At 39.6% G+C, this 25,970-nt stretch carries 20 protein-coding genes; 14 read left to right on the forward strand and 6 right to left on the reverse strand.

Annotation, left to right across the window (positions count from 1 at the left end):
• Positions 1–168 precede the first annotated feature (168 nt).
• Complete coding sequence (locus tag G4P69_RS16095; RefSeq protein WP_208338387.1) at positions 169–1,239, forward strand: catalase family protein; 1,071 nt, start codon at positions 169–171, stop codon at positions 1,237–1,239.
• Between the two features lie 225 nt (positions 1,240–1,464).
• Here G4P69_RS16095 and G4P69_RS16100 read toward each other — a convergent pair whose 3' ends face one another.
• Positions 1,465–3,720, reverse strand: a complete 2,256-nt coding sequence (locus G4P69_RS16100) for a PAS domain S-box protein (protein ID WP_208350577.1) — start codon at positions 3,718–3,720, stop codon at positions 1,465–1,467.
• A gap of 366 nt (positions 3,721–4,086) precedes the next feature.
• Here G4P69_RS16100 and G4P69_RS16105 point away from each other — a divergent pair, with 366 nt between their 5' ends.
• From G4P69_RS16105 to G4P69_RS16135, 7 genes are all read left to right on the forward strand, one after another.
• Positions 4,087–4,701 carry a hypothetical protein gene (locus G4P69_RS16105; protein ID WP_208338389.1) on the forward strand — a complete coding sequence of 205 codons (615 nt, stop codon included), beginning with the start codon at positions 4,087–4,089 and terminating at the stop codon, positions 4,699–4,701.
• 216 nt (positions 4,702–4,917) lie between these two features.
• Positions 4,918–6,687, forward strand: a complete 1,770-nt coding sequence (locus G4P69_RS16110) for an OmpA family protein (RefSeq protein WP_208338537.1) — start codon at positions 4,918–4,920, stop codon at positions 6,685–6,687.
• 210 nt (positions 6,688–6,897) lie between these two features.
• On the forward strand, positions 6,898–7,395 hold the full coding sequence (locus G4P69_RS16115) for a Rab family GTPase (protein ID WP_208338390.1): 498 nt from the start codon (positions 6,898–6,900) through the stop codon (positions 7,393–7,395).
• On the forward strand, positions 7,396–7,806 hold the full coding sequence (locus G4P69_RS16120; RefSeq protein ID WP_208338391.1) for a hypothetical protein: 411 nt from the start codon (positions 7,396–7,398) through the stop codon (positions 7,804–7,806).
• A 73-nt stretch (positions 7,807–7,879) separates the two neighbouring features.
• The gene (locus G4P69_RS16125) at positions 7,880–9,052 is read left to right on the forward strand and encodes a tetratricopeptide repeat protein (protein ID WP_208338540.1); all 1,173 of its coding nucleotides are present in this window, start codon (positions 7,880–7,882) and stop codon (positions 9,050–9,052) included.
• A gap of 50 nt (positions 9,053–9,102) precedes the next feature.
• Positions 9,103–9,984, forward strand: a complete 882-nt coding sequence (locus tag G4P69_RS16130) for a GNAT family N-acetyltransferase (RefSeq protein ID WP_208338542.1) — start codon at positions 9,103–9,105, stop codon at positions 9,982–9,984.
• A 57-nt stretch (positions 9,985–10,041) separates the two neighbouring features.
• Positions 10,042–11,499, forward strand: coding sequence for a hypothetical protein (locus G4P69_RS16135; protein ID WP_208338392.1), 1,458 nt, complete (start codon positions 10,042–10,044; stop codon positions 11,497–11,499).
• Positions 11,500–11,931: 432 nt separating this feature from the next.
• On the opposite strand, the gene G4P69_RS16140 is transcribed toward G4P69_RS16135, so the two are convergent.
• The 3 genes from G4P69_RS16140 to G4P69_RS16150 form a co-directional block, all read right to left on the reverse strand.
• Positions 11,932–14,301, reverse strand: a complete 2,370-nt coding sequence (locus G4P69_RS16140; RefSeq protein WP_208338393.1) for a bifunctional serine/threonine-protein kinase/ABC transporter substrate-binding protein — start codon at positions 14,299–14,301, stop codon at positions 11,932–11,934.
• A gap of 472 nt (positions 14,302–14,773) precedes the next feature.
• Entirely contained in the window at positions 14,774–15,319 is a 546-nt protein-coding gene (locus G4P69_RS16145; RefSeq protein ID WP_208338394.1) for a hypothetical protein, read from the reverse strand.
• 87 nt (positions 15,320–15,406) lie between these two features.
• Positions 15,407–15,868 (reverse strand): hypothetical protein, encoded by a 462-nt coding sequence (locus G4P69_RS16150; protein ID WP_208338395.1) that lies wholly within the window; start codon positions 15,866–15,868, stop codon positions 15,407–15,409.
• Positions 15,869–16,054: 186 nt separating this feature from the next.
• Between G4P69_RS16150 and G4P69_RS16155 the strand changes: the two genes are divergently transcribed.
• Complete coding sequence (locus tag G4P69_RS16155; protein WP_208338396.1) at positions 16,055–16,291, forward strand: hypothetical protein; 237 nt, start codon at positions 16,055–16,057, stop codon at positions 16,289–16,291.
• 54 nt (positions 16,292–16,345) lie between these two features.
• On the opposite strand, the gene G4P69_RS16160 is transcribed toward G4P69_RS16155, so the two are convergent.
• Entirely contained in the window at positions 16,346–17,428 is a 1,083-nt protein-coding gene (locus G4P69_RS16160; RefSeq protein WP_208338397.1) for a class I fructose-bisphosphate aldolase, read from the reverse strand.
• A gap of 479 nt (positions 17,429–17,907) precedes the next feature.
• On the opposite strand from G4P69_RS16160, the gene G4P69_RS16165 reads away from it, so the two are divergent.
• The 3 genes from G4P69_RS16165 to G4P69_RS16175 all read left to right on the forward strand — a co-directional run bounded on the left by G4P69_RS16165 (position 17,908) and on the right by G4P69_RS16175 (position 22,341).
• Positions 17,908–19,122: an acetate kinase gene (locus tag G4P69_RS16165; protein ID WP_208338398.1), complete on the forward strand. Its 1,215-nt coding sequence runs from the start codon at positions 17,908–17,910 to the stop codon at positions 19,120–19,122.
• Between the two features lie 245 nt (positions 19,123–19,367).
• The gene (locus G4P69_RS16170) at positions 19,368–20,384 is read left to right on the forward strand and encodes a beta propeller repeat protein (RefSeq protein WP_208338399.1); all 1,017 of its coding nucleotides are present in this window, start codon (positions 19,368–19,370) and stop codon (positions 20,382–20,384) included.
• 295 nt (positions 20,385–20,679) lie between these two features.
• Positions 20,680–22,341, forward strand: coding sequence for a sensor histidine kinase (locus G4P69_RS16175; protein ID WP_208338400.1), 1,662 nt, complete (start codon positions 20,680–20,682; stop codon positions 22,339–22,341).
• Positions 22,342–22,536: 195 nt separating this feature from the next.
• Here the strand turns inward: G4P69_RS16175 and G4P69_RS16180 are convergent, their stop codons facing one another.
• Positions 22,537–23,736, reverse strand: coding sequence for a hypothetical protein (locus tag G4P69_RS16180; RefSeq protein WP_208338401.1), 1,200 nt, complete (start codon positions 23,734–23,736; stop codon positions 22,537–22,539).
• Between the two features lie 490 nt (positions 23,737–24,226).
• On the opposite strand from G4P69_RS16180, the gene G4P69_RS16185 reads away from it, so the two are divergent.
• Together G4P69_RS16185 and G4P69_RS16190 are read left to right on the forward strand one after the other, a co-directional pair.
• Positions 24,227–25,003 (forward strand): hypothetical protein, encoded by a 777-nt coding sequence (locus tag G4P69_RS16185; RefSeq protein ID WP_208338544.1) that lies wholly within the window; start codon positions 24,227–24,229, stop codon positions 25,001–25,003.
• 84 nt (positions 25,004–25,087) lie between these two features.
• Positions 25,088–25,891 (forward strand): aminotransferase class IV, encoded by an 804-nt coding sequence (locus G4P69_RS16190; RefSeq protein WP_208338545.1) that lies wholly within the window; start codon positions 25,088–25,090, stop codon positions 25,889–25,891.
• The last annotated feature ends 79 nt before the right edge of the window (positions 25,892–25,970 follow it).

Here is a 25,970-nt window from a genome sequence, read left to right on the forward strand (position 1 = left end):
GGAGCAGGGGGAGAAATGGTGGCAGGGGGGGAATTTTGCCTCCCCTGCTTCCCCTGCTTCCCCTGCTTAACCGAACCGTATTGCCACACCCCCCACACTTCCTGGATTTCTCACTTGTGAGAAATCCAGAAGAAGAGTTCTTGAACGTCTATAGACAAAAACCAATTTATGCAAAGTCAAAAGAGCAGATTAGAACTTGGTAAGGAATATCCATCTGCAAATGAAGAATTTGCCATTCAAGCAATTGAACAGATGACCAAAGAGCAGGTTGAAAAAAACTATCATGAAGGCGAAAAACCTGCCCGAAGAGATGCCCATGCCAAACATCATGGTTGTGTAAGAGGCGAATTTATCGTTGAAACCAATTTATCGGAAGAGATGAAAATTGGGATTTTTCAACAACCAGGAAAGAAGTTGACTGCTTGTATTCGCTTTTCCAATGCCTCAGGAAACGTCTCTCAACCTGATTCTAAAGGTGATGGTCGTGGCATGGCAATTAAACTCATTGGTGTAGAAGGCGAAAAGCTGCTACCTGACGAACAGAAAACTCAAGACTTTGTGATGGTCAATTATCCAGTATTTGCGGTTCGCAATCTCCAAGACTATGTTGAGTTTTTTACTGTTCTCAAAGAGGGAAAGGGTAGTTTTCCATTAAAGTATTTCTTTCCTGGTTACAATCCATTTAAATGGCGTTGGTCTGAGTTGATCATTTCTCTGTCGATCTTTAGTAAAAAGATTGCTAGTCCTCTAGGCATTCAATATTGGAGTATGACCGCTTATAAATTTGGCGATCGTGCAATTAAGTTCTCTGCAAAACCTTCTGCTGATAATATTTCAGGGAAGACAGTCTCTAGTTCTTCAAACTATCTTCGTGAAGCTATGGTCAAGCATTTAAAAAGCAACGAAGTTTGTTTTGATTTTTTGATTCAGTTTCAAACAGACGCTGAACAAATGCCAATTGAAGATTCTACAATTGAGTGGAAATCTCCCTTTCACAAAGTAGCTACTATCAAGATTCCTCCTCAGATCTTTGATTCTCCCGAGCAAATGGAATTTTGTGAAAATTTGTCTTATAGTCCTTGGCATTCCCTACCAGAACATCAGCCGCTAGGAGGAATCAACCGCGCACGTAAACAAATTTACACAGCAATTTCAAAGCTGCGGCATGAATTGAATGGTATTTCCCCAAAAGAACCTAGTGAGGAAGATTTTTCTTCACTTTTTGGTCGTTTGAATTGAGCATTTCCCCAAATTTTTTGCGTCGTATGCAGCGAAAATCTTAAAATTGAATTCTCCTAAAATTTGAGGATTCGTTAGCCAAGACTACATGTGTGAATCCTCTATCTCTATCCTTCAAAAGACACGCTTGACGTGAGCTGAACACCGAAGATTTACAATCTATCGATATAAAGCATCTGGCGTGATGAGGGCTATCAAGTTTTTTGCATCTAAATATAACACCCATCATTCTTCTGGTGATGCAATTGGCAGTTTAATAACAAACTCTGTACCTACATTGACCCTTGAATGAAAGTCAATCTCCCAATTGTGCCATTCCACTACAATTTTATAGCTAATAGACAACCCTAAACCTGTTCCATTTCCTGGTGGTTTTGTAGTAAAGAAGGGGTCAAATATTTTCGGCTGAATTTCAGGTTTGATTCCAGAACCGTTATCAGCGATAAAAATGGCGATCGCAGAATCTAACACCCTAGTGGAAATGCGAATTGTAGGACTTAGGGATTCAGTACTTCGAGTCTGCAACTCCTCCTCAAGTGCATCAATCGCATTACACAGTATATTCATAAATACCTGATTCAGTAACCCAGGATAACAATTTATGAGTGGGATCTGACCGTACTCTTTAATCAATTGGATCTCAGGATGATTAGGTTGTTTCAGGCGGTACTGTAAAATTAACAGAGTATTTTCAATACCTTGATGAATGTCTACCTGCTGGCGGTTTTCTTGATCTAACCGGGAGAAGTTCTGTAAAGACTGCACAATTTGGCTAATGCGGTTTGCCCCCTCTGTCATTGACGCCAATAGTTTCGGGAAATCTTCTGTAATAAAATTTAATTTTATAGTTTCTGAATATTGAGCAATTTCTGGAACTACGTTAGGGTAGTGCTGTTGATATAACTTAATCAGGTGCAGCAATCTCTGAGTATATTCCGTTGCAGGTTGGATATTACCGTAGATAAAGCTTGTGGGATTGTTTATTTCATGTGCTACTCCAGCGACGAATTGCCCTAAACTAGCCATTTTCTCATGGAGCACAAGCTGTGCTTGGGTTTGCTGGAGTTCTTGTAGAGTGACTTCTAGCGTTTGTGCCTTTTCTCGTTCTCTTGCTTCACTTTGCTGAAGAGCTAGTTCTACTGTTTTACGTTCCGATACGTCTTCCACTATACCAATAAAATACTTTGGTTTTCGGTGCTCATTTCTAACTAGCGAAATACTCGTTTTGATCCAGCGCGATCGCCCTTGTTGACAAATAAGGCGCTTTTCTGTGATGTAGCTAGGAATTTCCCCATCTAAGAGATGCTGCATGTACCGCCTATCAGACTCTAAATCTTGTGAATCGGTGATTTCTTCTAAAGTTAAGTGCAGCAACTCAGACTCAGAATAACCTAAAATTTCACATAACCTTGGGTTTACAAGGAAAAGCTCACCAGTTAATGTCGCCTGATAAATGCCCACTGCGGCTTGTTCAAAAATAGCGCAGAAAATTTCTTCACTCTCTCGCAGTGCTATTTCAGCCATTTTGCGCGCTGATATATCCTCAACAACGCCAATTAGATACTGAGGAACCTCGCCGTCATCACGGACTAAGGATACACTTACTCTTGCCCATCTTAATTTACCATATTTGCTAATGAAGCGCTTTTCAATCGAGTAATGGGAAATCTGACCAACGAACATCTGGCGTATATACGCTAGCTCAGGTTCTAGATCGTCTAAAAACGTGATATCCTGCCATTTTCGCTGTAATAACAATAATTCTTTATACTCTAAGAGACGACTGAATTCTGGGTTTACTCGGAGAAAATCTCCATATAGTGTCGCTTGATAAATACCTACTGCGGCTTCTTCGTAAATAGCCCGAAAACGTTCTTCACTCTCACGCAAAGCTATCTCTGCTTGTTTACGTTGAGTTATGTCTCGTGCCACCCAAAGGACTGCGTTTTCAGAAATAGGGGATATACTAGCACTAAACCAAACTTTATGTTCGTTGTAACATAAACTATAATCATAACTAGCTAGTTTTTGTGCATCTAAAGCTTGTTTAACTTGCTGCAACCAAGCTTGGTTTGTCTCTTCTCCAAGAAATTGTTCTACAGTTTGATCAATCAAGTCAGATCTATATTGATCTACACAGCTTGGATTAGTTGGTAAAATTTCAATATTTTCAATCTCACTACCTTGCGTGTGAATGATAAGTACTATATCTGTCATCGCCTCAAAGGTAGCTCGCATTTGTGCTTCAGAGGTGCGTAACCTCTCTTCAAGCAGTTTAGTTTTATTAATCTCTTTTTGAAGTTCTTGGCTTAAAAGTTGTAATTTAGATGTTTGGGCTGTCACTACATCTTGTAATACTCCGAGGTTGTGAGAGAGTTCTGTCTCGCTTATTTCTTCTATGCTTTTAGTTCCAGTGATAACACCAACCAGTAATTCACTGTCACATGCTATCAATAACCTCTGTATTTGATGTTTCTCCATAGTTTAGTGGACAGTTATTTTGTTAAATTGGAAACAATTATATACTTAACTTTTGTTGCTGCCTATTTTTGTGGTTAATTTTAGTCCTTTTGTAATTATACTGAAAGTTCAGGTAAATGTAAGCAATAAATTTACGAAGTTCTCAAACTGTTCGTACTATAATAGTTGAACCGTGAGTTGTAATATTTTTGATTTTTTGATTTTTAATTCCCAAACTAGCAATAGGTTGGTGATTTAAGCGTACTCATTATATGATCAGGGCATCAATAGACTTGCCTACCGTTCTGTACTGTAAATTTTGATCACTAAAATGTGATACAAGAACAAAGAGCCAAAAGAATTGCAGTCTCAAAAAGATTTAAAGATATGAACGAACCAGAAACAGAACACAATAATCACTCTATAGAACCAGCGCAAGTTGCAGGAACTCGAAAGATAAATACACCGCAATTTAGTAGCACCGAACTGGGTGAAAGTAACAGCTTAGCTAAAGTTAGAGATCTATTGTTCGGCAATCAGATGCGGGATATTGAAAAAAAATTGACCCGCTTAGAAGAACGTTTGCTTAAAGAATGTACATATTTACGGGATGAGACAAAACAACGGCTAGATTCACTAGAAATATATATAAAAAAAGAAGTTGAGTCTTTAACAGAACGGCACAAAAACGAGCAAGCAGAACGAGAACAATCAATCCAGTCACTAGTTGAAGAACAGAAAAATATAGCTATATCATTAGAAAAAAAGATTGCTTTATTTGATGAACAAACTGCTAACGTTCACAGAGAGATTCGAGAACAAATTCTTAACCAATCCAAAAGCTTTCAAGATGATATTCGGCAAAAATACGAGGAAATTTTAGCTCTCCTGCAACAAGAATCTCAAGAACTCCAGAAAAATAAGACAGACCGTTCTACACTTGCAAATCTGTTTACAGAACTAGCCATAAGACTCAATTCTCACTCGGGGGATGAATTGTGAATTGGGCATGGGGCATGGGGCATGGGGCATGGCGCGGAGGGGCAGGGGAGCAAAAAAGGTTTTTCCGAACACTATTGACTCTTTGTCAGTAAAGACTGACTAATATATTTCTTCTTCTCCTCCGCACCTCTGCCCCCTGCTCCCTAGCCATTACCCAATGCCCAATGCCCAATGCCCCATGCCCTATGCCCCATGCTCCATATCCAATGCCCCATGATGAAAGAACATTCCCAAAAAGAAATAGAAAAATTGACTAAGAATGGTTATAAACAAGCTGACGATGACGAACTTAATGAGCTTCGCAGGTTGCTTTTTGGTGTTGATCCAACCAAATTAAACAAAATTTATGAGCGCTTAGATAATCCTCAGATAACCGCAGAAGATATCAGTCGCTTACTCCCAGAAGCGGTTATTTTGCGGACAATGCAAGATAAAAATCTAAGTGAAGCAATTGTACCTACTGTTGAACAAGCAATTCATACATCTGTTAGACAAGACTTAAATATTCTTTCAGATGCAATTTTTCCCATTATAGGATCAGCTAGCCGCAAAGCGATTGGGACAGCTCTTGATGAGATGCTTCAATCTTTGAATCAAACTCTAGAACATAGCTTATCCCCACAAAGTTTTAAATGGAGACTCGAAGCACGACAAACAGGTAAATCGTTTGCTGAAGTTGTGCTGTTGCGCACCCTAATTTACCGGGTGGAACAGGTATTTCTTATTCATAAAGAAACTGGACTATTACTACAACATGTCGTAGGTTCACAGGTAGCTGTTCAAGATCCGGATTTGGTTTCAGCTATGTTAACAGCTATCCAAGATTTTATCAAAGACTCATTTAAAGTACAACAAGGTGATACGCTGCAAAGTTTGGAGTTCGGAGAGTTGACTATTTCGATTCAAGAAGGTCCAGTAGCAATATTAGCATGTATTATCCGAGGAAATGCCCCCCAGCAATTGAGGTTGATTTTTCAACAAGTCTTAGAAAAAATCCACTTAAAGCTGGATCAAGAGCTTAATTCTTTTACAGGCGAAACAGAGCAATTTACAGCTAGTAAACCTTACCTCGAAGTTTGTCTAGAATCTCAATATAAATTGCCAAAAAAGAAAAATTATATTTACGCATGGACTTTCCTAGGTATAATAACCTTTGCTGTTGGAATTTGGGGATTTTTTGCTATAAAAAATGAAATACGTTGGAAAGGTTTTGTTAATAAACTTAACTCCCAACCAGGAATTGTAGTACTCCAAGCGGGTAGGCAACACGGTAAATATTTTATTTCTGGAATGCGCGATTCTTCTGGTGTAGATCCAAATATGTTGATGACACAAGCGGATCTTAATCCTAAAACTGTTATCACCGAATGGAAGCCTTACCTATCTTTAGAACCACCGTTTGTACTCAAAAGAGCTAAAGACTTACTCCAACCTCCACAAACTGTATCACTAAAAGTCGATGAAAGGGGTATTCTTTATGTCAGTGGTTCTGCAAAGCGCGAGTGGATTCTGGAACTACGTAAATTATGGCGCTTTATTCCTGGTGTTAGTCAGCTTCAAGAGAAAAATCTCGTTGATTTAGAACTTAGTAAGCTTGAGGAATACAAAAAGCAGATTGAAAAACAGATGCCATTTTTTGTACAAGGAACAACAGAATTTTTACCTAATCAAGAGAGTAAACTTCAAAACCTAGTAATAACAGTACAAAAACTTTTAGATCTTGCAAAAAATATAGATAAAGATGTGCGTATTCAAATAGTAGGACACACAGATACCACAGGAACAGAACAAACCAATATACTTCTCAGCCAAGCCAGAGCTAATAAAATATTATCTTATCTTTCGTCGGCTGGGATCAATACCAAAAATTTCCGAGCATTGGGTGTAGGTTCAACCGTGCCCTTGAACGGAGGAAATGTACAAACTAAAGAATCCCTACGTCGAGTCTCTTTTGAAGTCTTATTAGATGAAGGTAAGACTCGGTAAATACAATGAAATTTCTCGTAAGTCGTTAAATATAATTAATTCTGTTTGAGTGATTAAAATTTTATAACTTATTTATTAAGGAATTAAAAGGTTCGTAGTTGCGCTTTAGCGCACTAAAGTGAGCTAGTACAGTGGAAGGGAAGCTTACCGTAGAGTAGCACCTGGCGTGCAATTACGAACTAAATATGTTAAATAAAGTAAAGGATTACTATGATTCAAAAAAAAATTTGTATAGTCGGTGCATTTGCTACGGGTAAAACTAGTTTAGTCGCGCGATTTGTACATGGAATTTTCTCAGAAAAGTATTTGACAACCGTAGGGGTGAAGATTGATAAAAAAACAGTCAATGTTACTGGCAAACAGTTAAATCTTATCGTTTGGGATATTTACGGTGAAGATGAGTTTCAAAAAATACGAATGTCTTATTTGAGAGGGGCATCAGGGTATTTATTAGTAGTCGATGGAACACGGCATAATACTTTAAAAAAAGCTTTGGATTTGCAAAAACAAGTGGAAGAAGTAGTTAAGCTAGCACCCTTTATTTTAGTACTTAATAAATGGGATTTAACTAATGATTGGGAAATTCAGTCTAGCGAAATTGAAGAACTCGTGCATAAGGGTTGGAAGGTGGTACGAACTAGTGCTAAAACTGGAATGGGTGTAGAAGAAGTTTTTCAAAGTCTTGCTGAAAATATCTTGGAGAGATAGATGGTTGATTTCCCCACTCCCGTTATAGAATATGTTCTGACTTTGATTATAGAAAACCGTTCTCTTGCTTATTTTTTAGTAAACAAAGATGGCTGTTTATTGACTTGGGGTGGCAAGCTTGCTGAATATGGGGTTACAAACTTACGTAAAGGAGAAAATGCTCTCAACCAAATTTGCTTCTTAGAAGGTTTATTACCTTTAGATGATTTTCCCCTGTTTCTCCCTTGCTTGCAAACTGAACTCGGCAGGTGTGCAGATGTACATATCTTCTCTACCGAGGAAGGTGATTGGGTGTTGCTCTTAGATGCTACTTTGAATAAAATGCAGACCAGTATTATCCAACAACAAGCAAATGAACTCAGCTTATTGCAGGAAAAAGGGCTTAGGGGATGGGAGTTGGAGATTAATTAAAAATTATATAATTTCGTTTGAATACAATATAAATAATTTTTACAAAAAGTAACCGATGAAACTTAGCTTATGCATGATAGTTAAAAATGAAGCAGTGGCACTACCACAATGCCTTAGCAGTGTGCAAAATGTTGTTGATGAAATAGTAGTGCTAGATACTGGTTCGAGCGATCGCACTCCTGTGATCGCCAAACAGTTCGGCGCGAAAGTCCATCACTTTCAATGGTGTGATGACTTTAGTGCAGCCCGCAATGAAGCTTTAAAATATGTTACAGGTGACTGGGTTTTGGTTTTGGATGCGGATGAAACTCTCTCCTCAAAAATCGTGCCAGATTTACAAGACGCAATTTATCGGGAAGAATATTTAGTTATCAACCTTGTCCGTCACGAAGTGGGCGCACAACAATCACCTTACTCTCTTGTTTCTCGCTTATTTCGCAATCACCCAGATATAAGCTTTTCTCGTCCTTACCACGCGTTAGTAGATGACAGCGTGTCCAAAATTATAAGTCAAGAGCCACACTGGGAGATAGGTTATTTACAAGACGTAGCAATTCTGCATGTAGGATATCAAAAAAATGCGATCGCCCAAAAAAAGAAATTGTTCAAAGCTCAAGCAGCAATGGAAGAGTTTCTTGCTGCTCACCCCAATGATTCTTATGTTTGCAGTAAATTAGGAGCATTGTATGTAAACATCGGAAAAATCTCAGAAGGAATTGAGCTATTAATTCGAGGAATTGCAAATTCTGAAGAAAACCATGAGATTTTGTACGAACTTTACTATCATTTGGGTATTGCGTACAGTCGTTTGAATAATCCCAAACAAGCGATCGCGCACTATCAGGCTGGAATTAAATTGCCTATTTATCCTCTCGTAAAGCTAGGAGCATACAACAATCTAGGCAACTTGCTTAAAGATACTGGAGATTTAAAAGGTGCAAAAGCTGCTTACGAAACGGCGCTGAAGATTGATCCATCTTTCGCAACTGGTTATTGCAACCTGGGTATGACGCTCAAAGCAATGCATTTGTACACCGATGCGGTTACAGCATACCAAACAGCGATCCAGTTTAACCCTAACTATGCTGAAGCTTATCAAAATTTAGGTGTCGTGTTACTGAAACTCGGTAATGTCCAATATAGTTTAGCTGCGTTTCGGACTGCGATCGCTCTTCACCAACAAGATAACCCCAAAGAAGCAAAGCGCCTACGTGAGGGTTTGCAAGAGATGGGGTTTCAATTGTAAGGTTCCGCGCACGAAAGAAACACAATCAAAAATTGAGTTCTTCCAAACATATGCAGAATCGTTATCAACGCTCATTCTCACAAGACTCTACCCTTAGTCCAAAATTATTCAACCTACTAGAAATTGTATTTCCTGGAGCAGGAATTAGAGATCTTGCAGAACAAGCTAGAAAACTAGGCGTCGCGTGGGAAGACGCATCAACACCATTCGCACGCTTCCATGAAGACGGTAGTTTAATAAGCCATGTTGGAGTACTGGAAATTCCAATGCGACTCATGGGGGAAGATGTAGTAGTTGGCGGAGTTCACGCAGTATGTACTCATCCTGATTTTCGTAGGCGTGGTTACTATCGCGAAATTATGAATGAAGTATTAGATTATTGCGATAAGCGCTACCAGACTTTAGTGTTGACTACTTCTAACCCAGAATTTTACCATCCGTTTGGGTTTCGCTTTGTCCAAGAACACATTTTTATAGCTACCGTCAACTCTCCTAGTAGCGTAAATGGAATACGTTTGCTTGATATTAATAATATTGATGACGTCAAGCTTTTACACCGACTGTTAGAAACGCGAGAACCTGTATCAAACATTATTGGCGTAGTCAACGCAAAGGCTTTGTTTCTAGTTAACGAAGCGACAAGATCTATGTATTACTTTCCGGATTTGGACACTATTGCTTGTATGTCTATCGAAAATAACGAACTTAAATTGTATGACTTAGTTGCACCGAAAATATTCCCCCTTCAAGAGCTTATACAAAGAATACCTCACGATATAAAATCCTGTTGTATCTACTTTAACCCACAAAGTCTAAACATAAATGCGGAAGCATTACCAGATATGTTAGATGGAGACTCTCACCTAATGGTTCGTGGTAGATTTACTCCTGAAAACCAAAAATTCATGCTCCCCCGTTCTGCTCGTTGCTAAGTTTTAATAAAATGTTAATTACCTTTAACTCAAGCTGATAGGCTCCAATACACTAAAATGAAAAATTTATTGAAAACATTGTATATCAAGTATGGTATTCCTACTATTCTCGTCCTAATTACAACGGCAACTATCTTATTGCTAACAAAATCTTTTCTTAAAATTCCTGTACTGATTCCAGCAGATTATAACGAGGGCTGGAATGCTTTTCATGCCACGCGTGCTTTTAACAGAAGTCTTTATCCAGAACCAAATGCACTGATATCGAATAATTATCCGCCTCTATCATTTTATATTGTAGGTAGCTTAGGTCTTCTCCTAGGTGATGATATCATTGCAGGGCGTATTATTTCATCGGCTAGTCTACTCATCGTTGGTCTTAACATCGCTTTAGTTGTCAATTGGTTCAGCAGAGCAATAATCACTTCTCTCTTTTCTGGTCTACTGTTTGTTGCTTATATGGCAGCTTACCATCCTGGATATGTGGGCATGAATGACCCTCAACTACTAGGTCATGCCCTTATGTTAACTGGACTTGTTGTATTCCTGTTTTTAGGACAGGAAAAATTGCCATTATTAATAACTATGTTGTTGACAGTTGCTGGTGGACTAACTAAGCATAATTTAATTACCTTACCTCTTGCTATAACCATTTGGCTATTCGTATATAAACGTCGGAGTTTCTATATTTGGATTGCTAGCTCGACAATAGTTTTAGTTAGCTGTTTTCTCGTGTTCTATTTAATTTACGGTTCAAACTTTTTTATTGCTATTTTTGCATCTGCACGTGAATATAACCTTGATATTATTCCTGGTAAACTCACTAATTGGCTTACTCCTTCACTTATTTTGGTCGCAGCATGTATCACCTTTATCACAATCCCCCACCGAAATCATTACACTAACTTAATTGTCCTTTATGTTCTATTTTCTGGTGTTTGGGGTATTTTTATTATGGGAGGTGAGGGTGTAGATTCCAATGCGATATTTGATCTGATCATTGGCCTTACAATAATAAGTGGTCTTGCAGTCGATGAAGTATCAGCACTAGTTGATCAACAAACACTAACACGCTCATCTGTAAAAACAATGAGTATGTTAATTCTGTTGCTTCCAGTTCTACTAGTCATTCCACAAACTCTCAAGGATGTCCGAGATTTGCCCAGCAATTTGAAGAATCAAGAGGCATTAGTTGCTCAGGATATTGCCTTTATTAAAGCACAGCCTGGTCGCGCTATGTGTGAAGAGCTTGCGCTTTGTTACTGGGCTGGAAAATCGTTTGAAGTAGATTTCTTTATGACTGGACAAAAAATTAGAAAGGGTGTAATTTCTGAAGATAACTTATCTAGACTTATTAAGTCTCACTATTTTTCTGTTGTTCAATTTTATCCGGGTATTCAAAGATTGCCTGAGCAGCTAAATCAAGAAATTCTTGGCTACTATGAGGATAAAAAAGCATCTAAATCTGGCTTGATGTTATTACTACCAAAATCTAAATCCAATTTAAGCCAATAGGGTTCAGTTAAGGTTAGTGGTAGTTAGTGGTAGGTTGGTTTGTAGCTTGCTTCCCCGTAGGGGTACGAAGTGAAACCCAACAAAATCCTAAAAATGTTGGGTTTCGTTCCTCAACCCAACCTACGCAATTTTAGGCTTTAGGCTTTAACTGAACCATATTTGTCTATAAAAAACTTGTAAAGGCAAGCGACATTTGCGCTTATCCTATGATTCCCTTCTTTACGCATCCGCACGACACCCACAATTTTTGCTAAATGCTCAACACCAGATGCTTTAAGCCGAGGAAACCTAGTACCGCAAGGCGGAATTCGCTCATTCAAAATTCTGTTAGGAATACAGCGTAGGCTTTTCAGAGATTTTGAATGGTATGCTTATTTACGCCGCGCTGTACTAGTCGAACACTCGCTTCTCGTAACTTCTGAATTCTTTGTATTAATTATCGCACCTTAAGCTGTTAACTCGGTCATCAGAGTATTCAACAGGCACAAATATATATTTATAATATGAACACTTAGAGGGCATAACCTTGACCAACTGGTTTGTAAACTCCTTACGGTCGCCATTTTGAAAAGAAATTTCTCCCGAAGCTCCAATAAATCGAAGATCTACTAATGTCTTTTGTATGAGAGTGCGATCTGGCTGGTCTAATTTTTTTAAAGCGTTGATTAAAGCAAGAGCTGCATCATACGACATTGCTGTATATGCATTGACCTCTTGTGTTCCCCATAATTCTCTAGCTCTTTGGAGAAAGTTTGGATTAGTGGTCAAACGATGCCAAGGTACATCTACCACTAAGCGACCCCCTACAACAGATGCTCCCTTTTGTAGAACCTGAGTATCGTACAGTACCGCTCCTCCTACGACTAAGGAATCGCCCTGATTCGCATCTATTAAGCTTAAAGTGTTTTTGAAAGCGAAAGGGTCGACTTGACCATCAGGAAACAGGACAAACACTGTAGCCCCTTTTTCTTTGGCTCTTTTTATGGCTTGTTGGGATATAAAGCTATGATTGGACAAATTAAATTCTGTATCTTCCAGCTTTACAATCTTTCCTCCTTTTCTTTCAAAAATGGTGCGGAAATTCTTCTCAATAGATCTGCTGTAAAGACTTTCAGGAGTGTAAAAAATTGCTGCTATTGGGTGGTTAGGACTGTGCTTCAGCACATATTTAGCTAAAGACTCGGCACTCATACTAGTGTTAGTTATAGTGCGAAAAAAGAAATCATTTGGAGTGACCTTGTCTCGGATCTCTTCTGCAGTACTACCTGGCGAAATCAATACTAGATGATTTTTTTGGTAAACAGGTAAAGCTTCTACAGTTACTTCAGAAGCATAATCACCAACGACTCCCAAAACGTCAGGCTGGGACACCAGACTCTCAGCAATATTTTTGGCTTGATTAGGATTATTAGCATCATCAGCAATTAGTATTCTAATACCTCTCCCATTTACCTTTACTCCCTTATTTACCTCATCTTGAGCTTGTGCAATTCCTCGCAAAATTGCCTCCGCCATTAACGGATTATTAGTGATGGGAACTGACACAGCAATTGTGTAAGTATTTGCATTCTCATATCCCAACCGAGCATTGTTCAAGAAAATAAGGGTTTCTGGATCATTTTTTCGCTTTTCGTGCGCTACTGTCAAGAAATAAACAGCATTTTTATAATCCTTCTTAGCTAGGGCATTAACACCGAATTGTTTTTCTTGTACAGCAGAATCTTGAGGAAATAAGCTTTCTTCTCCACAACTTAAATGGTCATCAAATTTTAAAGGACAGGTTGGCGACGATACAAATATTCGGGTTGCTAAAGCGATGAGAGCTACAATGCTCACTATTCCAACAAATACATGTAAAGACCTCCGAGACTTTGGAATTCTAGGCCTTATGCGGCTAACCCAAGTTGGATTAGGAGCAAGGGTTGGGGTGATGGGCGAAGGTTGCCGTGGAGGAGGCAGGGTTGGGGTGATGGGCGAAGGTTGTAGTTGTAATTTTAGCGCGGAAAGTTCTTCCAAAACTTCTTCTGCTGATTTATAACGCTCCTTGGGGTTAGAACGCACCATTTTATTTAAGATACGCACTAGTCTATCACTAAATTCTGTTCTATTAGACCAAATAATTTCCCCAGAGTCTTTGTCTTTTGAAAGACAATCAGGTTTTATACCTGTTGCCGCTTGAATTCCAAGCATTCCCACCGCATAGATATCACTGTTAAATCTTGGTCTTCCTTTCTCTTGTTCGTCTGGCATATAGCCTGGTGTTCCAACTAGCACCGTTAAAGGCTGAGCTGAATAAGAATATATTTCGGTGCTAACTTTTTTAATGGAGCCAAAGTCAATCAAGACAATTTTGTTATCTTGTCTGCGTCTAATGATATTTGAGGGCTTTATATCTCTGTGGATCCTATTATGGTGATGGACAAACACTAAAATTTCTAAAATATCTTGTAAAAGTTCAGTAACAACTGCCTCACTCAATTGCTTACCTGGTCTTATTTCGTGGCTCAGATCGTCACCATGGATGAATTCCTGAACAATATAAAATTCTTGATTTTCTTCAAAGTAAGCTAATAATTGAGGAATTTGAGGGTGTTCCCCTAGCTCAAGAAGGGATTGTGCTTCTTCAGTGAATAAACGTTGCGCTATGTGCAAGATAGACGGATCGTCAGTCCCAATTGCAAGTTTTTTAACAACACAAGTTTGCTCTTGACGATGTATATCTCTGGCTAAGTAAGTTTCCCCAAAACCTCCTTTTGCTAATCGACGAATTATTTCGTAACGTCCCCCGACAACCAGTCCCATATTACACTCCCCGCTTATCCCGGATTTCTCACAAGAGTTTAGAAAATAGGGATCAAAAACTGCCAAAATATATGTTGCACAATAATTCCAGCAGCTTTATTGTATGAACCCAGATAAAAACCATTCTAGCCCGGAAGAGTTCATCTTTGAACAAGTAAAGTCATGTCCAGTTGTAGTTAATTTCAAGGGTGAGCATGTAACATCATGCAAACGACATAGTGTTATAAAACAAGATTAGTTTAGGGGCAAAATTTTAGTAAAGTTAAACACAAATCCTAATAAGGAAGAAGGAGTGAAAGCATTTGCTTCTAAAAATTTTAACGAAGCCACTAACAAATTCTAAACATCACTTCAATATAATCGCAATGCTCCTGAAACTTTAATTTCCCTAAACAATGGTAAAGTTAATAATAGTAATGCTTTCAAAATAGCTACTCGCGTCCCATAATATACAAATTAAATGCGTAACAGCTTATGCGAAAACATCCATGCAGTGAATTTGTATCACCTTACCGTTTTTAACAGTAAAAATGAAACTTGTTGGACTAGGTTTATCAATACTATAGTTGAATTGAGTTAGATTACCCTCTTTGGAGCTTTCGATTCTACCGTATGTTCTAATCAATTTATCTTGCTTATCACCGATTTTAATTCCGTCAGGAGTTGCATATTTAGAAGCGGTAGCTTTGATTTCATATACACTAAAGTTACCAGGTTTAGAACCCTCAGCTAAATCAACTGTAATTCCTGAATATGTGAGAGTGCGAGTTTTGCCAATAATCCCAACGAAACCATCTGCAACTTTTACAGGTTTACCTAAAATTTTTCTAACCTGCTTCTCAGACATAGAGAGTGTCACACCACCGACTCCAATGCGATCGTAACGAATTCGAGTTGATTGAGTAGTATTTTGAGAAATATGATAACTTGTGGGAGTCTTAGCAATTGTTGGACTGTCGATATAGCTAGCAAAAGGAATAATCACAGTAGCGACTAGAAGGGGAATTGCTTTTAACATAGAATGACCTTAGTGTGATTGATCGTGTGTTTGTGTTGTGTGTAAAAATTAATAGAAAAATACTTTTTGAATTAGTGTTCAACCAGCTTAACTCATAAGTACAGAACTGAAAACTTCAGTAGTTGTGACATTTTTAACAAAACGAACTCTCGAAGGAGAAACCGTTCTGCGTTCAACAGTGATTAATTTCCGTTGAGAGAAATCTGCGGTGTAAGTAAATTTGCCGTTCTTGGCAACAAATACATTCAAGTTACCGTCTACAGGAGACGCAGCGAAAGCTCTTTCCTGACCACCATTCTTGTCACTAATAACCATGTAGTAAGTGTTATTATCTCCACTACAAATAGTTACACTATGCGCTGTGCCAAATCCTCTTGCTAAAAGACCTGGACAATTACTATTTAACGAAGCTGGTTGCTCGTTTTGAACTGGGCTAGAAGCTTGAGACGATGGAGATATCAAAAATGAGGGAGCTAAGAGTAACAATGCACTAGCGCTTGCTATGGCTAACTTGATGGTTTCATGAGCCAAAGTTTCTCTAGAATTCATGAGTTTTATTTTTCTGTTTAAAGTTTGATCGTTTAAGGTTGTCCTTGTTTGTGTTACTTCACTAGACCTCTGTCACTTTACGGATAAAGTCTCTTATTTTTGTACAAGACTTCAATACTAATATCACCAGAAATACCTCGGGCTAGAGCTTCACTAGTTGCCGCCACAGTACTATTTTCGTAGGAAGTGGCACGATCAATCCCTTTCCGTCGCGGTAATACTAGTGCTTTGCCTGAAATTTTGACTGTATCAGTAGCTTGTAAACGAATATTACCAGATCTTCCACCGCTAAAACTTCGAGATGAAATTTCTGCTCCATCAGTGACAGTCAGAGACTTGCCACTAATACTGATATTACCAGCATTGCCTAATGCAGTTCTATTGCTTTTAGCGTCTGGAAATCCAACACCTGTAGAAACCTAATACAAAGCCAGTAACGCACCATTTTGATCTTTTGGTGCGTTACTGGCGATCGCGTTAAGCTATGGTAACATCTTTTGATAAATACACATCTTGTATAGCGTGGAACAGCTTCACCCCTTCCTCAAAAGGACGCTGGAATGTCTTACGTCCAGAAATTAATCCTGTTCCTCCAGCACGTTTGTTAATTACAGCAGTGCGAACAGCTTCCGCAAAGTCGTTTTTACCAGACGCACCACCAGAATTAATCAACCCAGCCCGTCCGCAGTAGCAATTAAGTACCTGGTAACGAGTCAAATCAATTGGATGATCGCTGGTTAAATCTGTGTAAATCCGCTCATTGGTTTTACCGTAACTCTCCCCAGTCGCTTTAGCAACTGCTCCATAACCGTTATTATTCTCAGGTAGTTTTTGTTTAATTATGTCTGCTTCAATTGTCACACCAATATGATTCGCTTGTCCAGTCAGGTCAGCAGCAAGATGATAATCTTTATCTTGCTTAAAAGCGTTGTTCCGTAAATAGCACCACAGAATAGTTACCATACCAAGTTCGTGGGCACGTTTAAAAGCTTTGCTAACTTCCTGAATTTGTCGGGTGGAGTTTTCTGAACCAAAATAAATTGTCGCACCAACCGCCGCTGCACCCAAATTCCAAGCTTGTTCTACATCGCCAAACATAACTTGGTCATATTGATTAGGATAAGTCAGCAGCTCGTTATGATTGATTTTGACAATAAAAGGGATTTTATGAGCGTATTTACGCGAAACACTACCCAATACTCCCAAAGTTGTAGCAACAGCGTTACAGCCCGCTTCTATCGCCAGCTTAACAATATTTTCTGAATCAAAGTAAATAGGGTTGGGTGCAAATGATGCACCTGCTGAGTGTTCAATACCTTGATCTACCGGCAAAATAGAAAGGTAGCCTGTATTAGCCAAACGACCTGTAGAATAGAGTTGCTGGAGATTACGTAATACTTGGGGGTTGCGATCGCTGTTCAGCCACACTCGATCTACAAAATCCGATCCTGGTAAATGTAATAAATCCTTAGAAACTTTTGCCTTGTAGGTAAGGAGATCTTCCGCTTCCTTACCTAGGGAAGATTCAATTAAATTAGGCGTATCCAGTGCTGCGGTCATAGTTTTCCCCTCAAAATTTTAGCGAATGCTTTGCCTTTAACAAAAAAATTCAGGAGCCAGAAGTCAGAATGCTTCCTAACTCCTGACTCCTGGATTCTGACTTCTGAATTCTCCTTTAAGATAGCACTCCTAAAGTTAGTTCAATACTTCGTCATTCAATGTTATTATTTACTTCTTCTTGCTCTTGTAAACCTAAATTTTGCATGTATCTAAAGGCATAAATCTTCAGGGCAATTTTTTTATTTTTATAACCAAAAGATTGAAACCTAAAACAAATATTAGGATCATTGTAATAGATGTCAATGAAATTAAGAAACTTACAGTATCTTCGAGGTGTGTGAGGTACAAATGTATCAAATAATACTTATATCATGCATTATCGTGCAAAAATTGGTGAACTAGCTGAAAATGATACTTGATAATGCTCAGTCCCACACCCCACGGTAATTTAATGTTTACTTTAGAAATGGGCTCAAACTATGAAAATACTGGTGCTTAATGCAGGATCAAGTAGCCAAAAGAGTTGTCTTTATGAGATGCCAGAAGAGGCTATTGTTGAAGAAGCGATCGCCCCCCTTTGGGAAGCCAAAGTAGACTGGACTCATCATGAAGGGATGGCAGAAATTGAAGTTAAAACCTCTACAGGGCAAAAACTTCAAGAAGAAATACCCGCCAAATCTCGAGGAGAAATTATAGCTCACATGCTCGATACGCTGTGGAATGGTTCTACTCAGGTGATTAGTAAACCTTCAGAAATTGATGGTGTGGGACATCGAGTGGTACATGGAGGAGAGGATTACCGAGAGAGTGTAGTGATTACTGAAGATGTTAAGGACGCGATCGCTCGTCTTGCAAACCTCGCTCCTGTACATAATCCAGTAAATTTAGAAGGTATACAAGCAATTGACGACTACTTAGGACAAGTCAAACAAGTTGCCGTTTTTGATACTGCATTTCATTCTAGTCTACCTGATGCAGCAGCAATTTATCCTGGTCCATACGATTGGGTAGAAAAAGGTATCCGCCGCTACGGCTTTCATGGCATTAGTCACCAATACTGCGCGCAACGTGCTGCCCATTTGCTCAATAAAGATTTAGAATCCTTACGTCTCATCACCTGTCATTTGGGTAATGGTTGCTCTTTAGCAGCAATAAAAAATGGTCGCAGTATTGAAACAACAATGGGTTTCACACCACTTGATGGACTGATGATGGGTACTCGTTCTGGATCTGTTGATCCAGGTATCTTGATCTACCTTTTACAGCAATCGGATGATTCTGCCCAAAACCTGGATAATCTTCTGAACCGTGCCTCGGGTTTACTTGGAATCTCTGGGGTTTCTGGTGATATGCGGCAGATTCAAAAAGCGATCGCCCAAGGTAACCCCCGCGCTCAGCTCGCTTGGGATATCTATATACATCGCCTACGATACTATATTGGTGCCATGCTAGCAATTCTTCAAGGTTTAGATGTTTTAGTATTCACCGCTGGGGTAGGAGAGAACGCTCCCGATATTCGTGCTGCAACTTGTGAAGCATTTGGATTTTTAGGACTACATATAGATCCAGAAAAAAATCAGCACAAACCTATTGACATAGATATTGCTACCCCTGACTCAAAAGTACGAGTCTTAGTAATTCATACTCAAGAAGATTGGGCGATCGCTCAAGAATGTTGGCGACATTTACAATAGGGGATTGGGGATTGGGGATTGGGGACTGGGGACTGGGGATTGGGGAAGAAATGTTTTCAGGTTTGATTGTAGGATTTTTCCTTAAAAAATAATGGTTCTGTTGAAATTTTTAGCAACAGAACCATTTCTTCCGGATGATGGAGTGCATTAGCTGTTAATATTCATTACGCTTGGTTTAAAGAGAGTGCTGTGGGAGAAAATGTTAACTATAGTTGCAGCACCAGTCATGAAGGAGGGTTCAAGCGATGAACAATACTTCGCAGCAAATTGTAAAGCCGATAGAGCAGAAGCAAGCGGAGATAGGTTTTGCCAGTGCTGATCAGACAATGCCTCAGCGTCTAATACTAGCAGGAACATCCGACGGCTTGCTGTTTATTGACTCCAAACAGCATGTAGAACTTAAAGGTCATTCGATCAACGCTCTTGCATCGAGCACTGATGGACTGTGGGCGATCGCTGATCGAAATTCAGTATGGCATCGGGATTCTAAAGGTGAGTGGCATCAAGTCGCTTCAGTAAATGATTTGCGACTAAACTGTATCTTGCCCTTCAAGGGTGCAGTTCTGGTGGGAACATCGGAAGCTCATCTTCTGCGTATTATTGTAGACGGAAGCGTAAATCGGATCAATTGCTTTGAGACAGTTGAAGGACGCTCTGAATGGTACACTCCCTGGGGAGGTCCTCCAGACGTTCGCTCAATGGCAGTGAGTCAGTCGGGTGAACTCTACGTAAATGTGCATGTCGGAGGCATTTTACGCTCCAATGACGAGGGAAAATCATGGCAACCAACTATTGACTTTCATGCAGATGTACACGAAGTAAGAACCATTCCAGAGCATCCAGAGATCGTTGTGGCAGCTACAGCTCAAGGGCTGGCAATTAGTCGCGATAGAGGAAACTCTTGGAGCTTCGACAGCACGAACTTACACGCCGACTACTCACGAGCTATAGCAATTTGTGGAAACACAATCTTGATGACCACTTCTATGGGTCCTCACGGTGGTAAAGCTGCTATCTATCGCCGTGCACTTGATGAGTCAGGAACTTTCTCCAAGTGTGAAGAAGGCTTACCAGAGTGGTTCTCAGATAATATTAACACAGGAACCCTCTCAACCCTCGAAAACATAGCGGCCTTTGGAACATCTGATGGTCAAATTTTTCTCTCCAATGATGCTGGCTTGACGTGGAGCCAGATTGCAACAAATTTGGGCACTATTCTCTGCATGAATCTGATTAAATCAGACTCTTTAAGAGAGTATTAAATGCAGTTGAATCCATCCGAAAATATGGTAGCGAGCGTAGGGTGCGTTACGGCTTCGCCTAACGCACCTTGAATTTGTGGCGTTGCTGACTTACTTAAGTATAGAAATCCTATTATATCTACTATCTACTAAGAGTGAGATCTTTCCTATTACTACCTTTATAAAAAGTTAAACTAAACTTACATAGATACTGAATATTTATTTTTTTCTCTGTGAGATATTTTGCAAGTATTTTGTGAGAAATGAGATGGGAATACTAAACCTATGTTGACTTGGCTATAACTGACCTATCGCTATGAAAATTTCTCACAAACTGGTTGGAAGCTTTGTAGGTGTTTCCTTTTTAACAAGCATTGTTGGTGTAGTTGGGATTTCCCAAAGCGAGAGAATTGCCGCCAATCTTGCAACCAAAGAAGCTGAACACGCTGCCCAAGTGGTTGCGATTTTCGTTTCGCACGTTCAAGAGGATGCTTTGGCGACAGGTGTTTCTCATCCAAATGATTTACAATACTTCACTAGCTTCCTGCATAACCAGCAAAAGCGCGACATTGCCGTGGTCAATCGGCAAAAGCTAATTTTGGCAGATGCTGTTCCTAGAGAAGTTGGTACCATTTTTGAGGAAGACAAAGGCAATGAAGTCCAAGAAACGATTCGAGATGGCAAAATTAGAACCTTTGTAGAAAAGAGCGTTGACTATCCCCAAGGGATTAAACTCGTTGTCACTCCGCTGAAGGATAAACAAAATAAAATCCAAGGAGCAGTCATCCTAGAGTGGTCATCTCTGTATCAGGAGGCGATCGCCCAAGCTAGACCCACAATAATTGTGATTAGTATCACGAGTTTAACCTCTGTTATTTTAGCATTGGTCCTAGGCTTGACAATTTCAAGCAACATTGCCAAACCACTGCAATCCCTGACAGAGATTGCACAGCAAGTTACCCAAGAATCTAACTTTGACCTACAAGCTCCCATACTCTCTAAGGATGAAACAAGCTTTTTAGCGATCGCATTTAACCATTTAATCGAAAGTGTGAAAAAAGTGCTGATTGAAAAAGAACAACATTTAACAGAACTTCAGCAAACTTTAACAGAGCTTCATAACACTCAAATTCAACTAGTTCAAAATGAAAAAATGTCAAGTTTAGGGCAACTGGTTGCTGGTGTTGCACACGAAATTAATAATCCTGTGAATTTTATTCATGGTAATATTACTCATATTAATAGTTACAGTCAAGACCTACTAAAATTGGTTCACGCTTATCAGGCGCATTACCCCAATCCCCCCCAAACACTCCAGATATTTTTAGATGAAGTGGAACTTGAGTTTCTCAATGAAGATCTCGTCAACCTTATGCAATCAATGAGAGTTGGTACTGAGCGAATTCGGAGAATTGTTTTATCTCTTCGTAATTTCTCTCGTATTGATGAAGCCGAACTAAAAGCTGTTGATATTCATGAAGGCATTGACAATACATTAGTCATTTTGGCACACCGACTCAAGGCAAAATCCGAATCTTCAGCAATTAAAGTAGTTAAAAATTACTGTCAACTACCTTTGATTGAGTGCTATGCTGGACAACTTAATCAAGCTTTTATGAACTTGCTGGCGAATGCCATTGATGCACTGGAAGAATCTACACAGCAATACGCAAAAGGTGAAGAACGAACACAACCAAGTACAATTTGGATTTCAACTCAATTGATAGCTGATAATCGAGTACAAATTGTGATCGCAGATAATGGTTCAGGGATACCTGAAACAGTGCGATCGCGGATTTTTGATCCCTTTTTCACCACTAAGCCTGTCGGTAAAGGCACAGGTTTAGGCTTATCCATCAGCTACAAAATAGTCACAGAAAAACATCATGGTAAGATGTGGTTTGATTCCACACTAGGAGAAGGCACCAAATTTGTCATTGAAATACCAGTTCATCAACCTGAACCAAAACCAAGTTGATACCATTTGACTTAAAGACTGAATACATTTGGCAAACAGGGAAGGGGGACAATGGGAGGGAGTGCTTTCTGGAGCGAGTTCCGGTTAAAAGCGTTGTAGCGACTGCCGCCCTGTTGTAGCGTCTTAAAAGGATTTGTATCTAGAATTTAGTGAAATGGTTTGAGATGATCTCTATTAAAGACTTATATTTGCCTTTTAGTTTCCAATTGGTGGTGCTAAAGGTTGACGTGGAGTACCGCCTCCACCAATACTGTTAGGTCCGTTGTTGTCCACAACCTTGAGTGCACCAATAATTTTGTTGAAGTCAGCTAGAAATTGAGGGTCATTGGTGAGACTACGTCCAGTGCTTTTTGAGTACTCTACATCGGCATTGTGTTCAACGCAGAGTTCATTGTAGTCCCAAGCAGAATTGTCAACAACATAAGCACCGTAGTCTTGCATTGCCTGAAATATCTTTTTACCGGCTTTGCTAGTCAGTCCCAAGCTATCAGCTGTCACTCCTGGGGGTATTGCTAGCAAGGAACCCATTACCAATGCTGGATTAGAGCCTTGATAATCACTTGTATTATTATCAGCGTGTTGCGCTGGCCAACGATAACCAGGAGTTGATGATGAAGGAGCGTGCATCCACTTACCCCAAATATCAATCTTGAGCGCGTGACGGATAGGGGTGTCATTCAGTAACTCGCCCACCCGAATGCTACCACCAATGCTGGACAGACTTGAGCCTCCATGTCCACCTTTAATGCCATCACCGTAGATATCCTGCTGTCCAAACCAATTCCCGTAAAGTGGACCACCCTCTTGACATCGAGCAGTCACATTGAAGGATACCAAGGTTTTTCCATCTGGCTTCAGGAACTGCGAAGAGTTATTTGGCGTATAATTTGGCTGAGCATCTCCAATAACCAAATCATAGGGAACGTTCAATGGTTGACCTGCTTCAGGAATCCACTGTGCTTGCTGTTGTGGTGTGGTTCCAGTACAACGACCTTGACCCCACGCGCCAGGCATATAGATTGGCACTTGAGGATCGCTTTGTTTGGTGATGACAAACCAGTCGGTGTCAACGCCAAAACCTTTTGAGCCGATATAGGCATCAACGTATTTTGCATTTGAGCCAATTGGTACGTTCCAAATGCTATCGCAGGCAAACGGCCATGTATTTTTGTCCCTTGGTTGACCAGCGCCGCACTTACTAGTGTCTTGAGCTATGAGCGTGCGAGTGGTAGCTGAAGCTGAATGCAACAGCAATTTCGAGCTATTTGCTCCCTGCTGTTTAATACTTTCAGTCAAATTCAAACTCGATTGATTTTGAGTGTTTGCACTGATGACAATAGCAGGATTGTGAGTATGACTAATCATACTCGCAATATTGGGAGCGAAAATTACCATTTGCCTCTTCTCCTTTTACCTAAGTTGGTTGAAGCTCATATTGGCGAGCTTTCCTCTTCCACGTAGGTAGAGGCTGAACCCTGAAAAATGACGTTTGATTCCGTGGTATTTAACGAATTCAAGCAACATGAGATTTCGTCTAACCACAACAAAGATTGGCAGACTTACAGATGTAAGAATTGCTCAAAACTTGGAATTTAATCATTGACAAAACACAATAAGTCGAAACCTTTAAAGATGTCAATGCGTAAATCTAAGTAATTTCGATACCATAATCTGATAAATCTCGAATGTTCCGTGTTCGATAGCTCACAATCTTGTTACAGTAAGTCTTTCATGAGATAAATAAAAATGTGCTTTTGGCTTTTGAAAAATCTTCCCTGAAGGAAATTCTGTGGATGGTTTTAGGTTCTGGCTTAGACTGTTATTTTGGCAAGATATGCGGGAAATATATATCCGGAAGTCTGGATCTATCTATCATTTAACTAGAATGCTCGCTTTATCTCGTCAATTCTTCATCACCCCTTTTGTTGTTTGTTTCTGCATATTAGGATTGGGGTTGCTCCAATTTCCATGTATGCAGAAATTACTCAAGAGCAACACAACTGCCTCGTCAGAAACTTTAGCAAAGGAGATTAACTCAGAAAAGTTACGTCTCAACTTTTTAAAAAAAGTGCCAAGTTTTGGTTATGATAATTTAATGGCAAATTGGATGTATCTCAGTTTCATACAATATTTCGGAGATGATGAAATTCGTGATAAAACAGGTTATGGCCTTAGCCCAGAATATTTTGAAGTCATTCTAAAACGTGATCCTCGATTTATAAGTGCTTATCTCAGTCTTTCCACTAGTACTTCGATATATGCCGGTATGCCAGAACGATCAATAAATTTGATGGAGGATGGTTTAAAGCTATTATCCCCTTGGGTTCCCAAAAAATCTTACTATATCTGGCGTTATAAAGGAATTGATGAATTATTATTTTCAGGAAATTCATCTGCCGCAAAGCAATCTTTTGCAACATCTGCAGATTGGGCTAGTAAGCATTCTGATGAGGAAAGTAAACAAGTAGCATTCTTTTCTCAAAAAACTACTGAATTTCTTGACAGGAATCCAAGCCTGAGAAAAGCTCAAATTGCAGGATGGACGATGGTTTTAAATAATGGAGTCGATGAAAAAACTCGGCATCGAGCCATCAGCAAAATTGAAGCATTAGGCGGAAAGGTGCTCGTTAATCCCGATGGAACTATGACAATTAGGGGGTAGGGTGTAGGGTGTAGGGGGTAGTGTGTAGGGAAACAGGTATAATTGTATTAACCTTAAAGTGAAACACTATAATCCTTATCTCTTATCGCTCATCCCCTTTTTTGGTACAATGGCAAATTAATTAACTCTCGGACTCTGGAATTACCAATTGATGATCCAGGGTTGCTTTATGGTGCAACCGTTTTTACAACGCTACGGGTGTATGGCAATTCCCTTAATAATCGTTTAACAAATTGGCAAGCACATTATGAGCGTCTACGATTTAGCGTGCAGAGTTTCTGTTGGCAAACCCCAGATGAAGTCAAGTTGCGTCAAGGCTGTGAATTAATCATGGCCCACTTCCCTGTACTGAGGATTACAATTTTTCCTGATGGCCGAGAATGGATAACTGGCAGATATTTACCAAAAGACTTGACGAAAAAACAGAATAATGGTATCGTGTGTTGGCTTGCACGACAGGAATATTCTCGGTCTTTGCCTACTCATAAAACGGGAAATTATTTGGGTCCTTGGTTAGCAAAGGAGAGTGCTCAAAAATTAGATACCCAGGAGGCGATTCTGGTAGATGCACAAGGAAATTGGCTAGAAACTAGCACGGGTAATCTTTGGGGATGGCGAGATGGGAGTTGGTGGACTCCGCCAATAATTTCGGGAATTTTACCAGGGGTTGTGCGATCGCAACTTATCAATTGGCTGAAAATCGAGAAGCAACCAGTGAGGGAGGAACCGTGGACGCCAGAGCTAGTCTCAGGATTTGAGGCGATCGCCTACACCAACAGTGTAGTAGAACTCGTCCCGATTCATACGGTCATCATGCCCATAGGATCGCTAAAATATAATCCCTACCATTGGAGTTTTCTACAACTCCGAAAGTTTTTTCTAGCATGAGAGGAGCATTATTTGCTATAAATTAAGATAAGTTAACATAATTCTTAAGAACGCTGTCCCAACGGATAACAAATGTAGG

It is taken from the genome of Aetokthonos hydrillicola CCALA 1050 (assembly GCF_017591665.1).
Classification (GTDB): Bacteria; Cyanobacteriota; Cyanobacteriia; order Cyanobacteriales; family Nostocaceae; genus Aetokthonos; species Aetokthonos hydrillicola.

What these genes read in the sequence shown, in the direction of transcription:
- G4P69_RS16135 (WP_208338392.1), top strand. Translation starts at nt 10,042, where the DNA reads ATGAAAAATTTATTGAAAACATTGTATATCAAGTATGGTATTCCTACT.
- G4P69_RS16120 (WP_208338391.1), top strand. Translation starts at nt 7,396, where the DNA reads ATGGTTGATTTCCCCACTCCCGTTATAGAATATGTTCTGACTTTGATT.
- G4P69_RS16100 (WP_208350577.1), bottom strand. Translation starts at nt 3,720, where the DNA reads ATGGAGAAACATCAAATACAGAGGTTATTGATAGCATGTGACAGTGAA.
- G4P69_RS16110 (WP_208338537.1), top strand. Translation starts at nt 4,918, where the DNA reads ATGAAAGAACATTCCCAAAAAGAAATAGAAAAATTGACTAAGAATGGT.
- G4P69_RS16160 (WP_208338397.1), bottom strand. Translation starts at nt 17,428, where the DNA reads ATGACCGCAGCACTGGATACGCCTAATTTAATTGAATCTTCCCTAGGT.
- G4P69_RS16125 (WP_208338540.1), top strand. Translation starts at nt 7,880, where the DNA reads ATGATAGTTAAAAATGAAGCAGTGGCACTACCACAATGCCTTAGCAGT.
- G4P69_RS16165 (WP_208338398.1), top strand. Translation starts at nt 17,908, where the DNA reads ATGAAAATACTGGTGCTTAATGCAGGATCAAGTAGCCAAAAGAGTTGT.
- G4P69_RS16115 (WP_208338390.1), top strand. Translation starts at nt 6,898, where the DNA reads ATGATTCAAAAAAAAATTTGTATAGTCGGTGCATTTGCTACGGGTAAA.
- G4P69_RS16185 (WP_208338544.1), top strand. Translation starts at nt 24,227, where the DNA reads ATGCTCGCTTTATCTCGTCAATTCTTCATCACCCCTTTTGTTGTTTGT.
- G4P69_RS16145 (WP_208338394.1), bottom strand. Translation starts at nt 15,319, where the DNA reads ATGTTAAAAGCAATTCCCCTTCTAGTCGCTACTGTGATTATTCCTTTT.
- G4P69_RS16095 (WP_208338387.1), top strand. Translation starts at nt 169, where the DNA reads ATGCAAAGTCAAAAGAGCAGATTAGAACTTGGTAAGGAATATCCATCT.
- G4P69_RS16105 (WP_208338389.1), top strand. Translation starts at nt 4,087, where the DNA reads ATGAACGAACCAGAAACAGAACACAATAATCACTCTATAGAACCAGCG.
- G4P69_RS16175 (WP_208338400.1), top strand. Translation starts at nt 20,680, where the DNA reads ATGAAAATTTCTCACAAACTGGTTGGAAGCTTTGTAGGTGTTTCCTTT.
- G4P69_RS16150 (WP_208338395.1), bottom strand. Translation starts at nt 15,868, where the DNA reads ATGAATTCTAGAGAAACTTTGGCTCATGAAACCATCAAGTTAGCCATA.
- G4P69_RS16140 (WP_208338393.1), bottom strand. Translation starts at nt 14,301, where the DNA reads ATGGGACTGGTTGTCGGGGGACGTTACGAAATAATTCGTCGATTAGCA.
- G4P69_RS16180 (WP_208338401.1), bottom strand. Translation starts at nt 23,736, where the DNA reads ATGGTAATTTTCGCTCCCAATATTGCGAGTATGATTAGTCATACTCAC.
- G4P69_RS16170 (WP_208338399.1), top strand. Translation starts at nt 19,368, where the DNA reads ATGAACAATACTTCGCAGCAAATTGTAAAGCCGATAGAGCAGAAGCAA.
- G4P69_RS16130 (WP_208338542.1), top strand. Translation starts at nt 9,103, where the DNA reads ATGCAGAATCGTTATCAACGCTCATTCTCACAAGACTCTACCCTTAGT.